1 protein-coding gene and 1 tRNA gene are annotated in these 804 nt (G+C 50.7%); one reads left to right on the top strand and one right to left on the bottom strand.

What is annotated here, in order from left to right; all coding sequences use genetic code 11:
* Positions 1–78: 78 nt before the first annotated feature.
* A tRNA-Asp gene (locus JJB97_RS18215) sits at positions 79–155 on the top strand.
* A 131-nt stretch (positions 156–286) separates the two neighbouring features.
* On the opposite strand, the gene JJB97_RS18210 is transcribed toward JJB97_RS18215, so the two are convergent.
* On the bottom strand, positions 287–804 hold a 518-nt coding region (locus tag JJB97_RS18210; RefSeq protein WP_238715492.1), incomplete at its 5' end, for a DUF4942 domain-containing protein.

Genomic DNA, 804 nt, shown 5'->3' with positions numbered 1-804 from the left:
AACTGCCAGGCATCAAATTGAAAGACTGCGCATGAAGCAGTCAAACGGGGCAACCCGAAAGATGTAAAAAAATTCGGTGGAGCGGTAGTTCAGTTGGTTAGAATACCTGCCTGTCACGCAGGGGGTCGCGGGTTCGAGTCCCGTCCGTTCCGCCACTATTAGAGACCATGCTATTGATTAGCATGGTTTTTTTATGCTTGTTTTTTTCGGTATGCCACCCAGTATGCCATTGCCGTCCGGCTTGCGCTGGCTCACCTGCGATAGCATCGGACAACTCACTCACCTCTCATCTCGCTGACAGTGCTCCTGGATAGTGTCGGGCGATGATGTCGTTCAGCTTATCGACCAGCTCAGGTCGCTTGAATACGATGTGTGCAGTTCCCTTCTGGAAATACTTAATCACAAACATCTCATCCTCGTAACGGTTACTGTGCCTGTTCTCATGGATATGATCGCTGAGACGACGGGCAATGTCAGTGCGGTTATCGGGCACAGGCTTTCCATCCAGTAGCACCAGCATGCGCTCAAGGTCTGCCAGTTGATCACGTTGCCAGCCCCAGTTAAACCCAAACCCCCATCGGTCATGTTTCACCAGCCCTGTCACGATGATCTTTTTCCCGAACTTACATGGGGTATTGCTCTTAAAATCCCAGCTCAGCCCTTTAAACACGTTGATCACCCCACGCTCAAACACCTCGCCTTTGCTCTGGTGCAACTGCTCGAACGTACTCAGAATGTTGGCTTTACTGACAGCGGGAATATCGTCTATGAGACGACAATAAGTCAGTCCGCCTGGTGCTGATT

It is taken from the genome of Tenebrionibacter intestinalis (assembly GCF_016632365.1).
In the GTDB taxonomy this organism is placed as follows: domain Bacteria; phylum Pseudomonadota; class Gammaproteobacteria; order Enterobacterales; family Enterobacteriaceae; genus Tenebrionibacter; species Tenebrionibacter intestinalis.
Note: the sequence above shows the minus strand (reverse complement) of the source record. Positions and strands in the feature narration are given on the sequence as shown.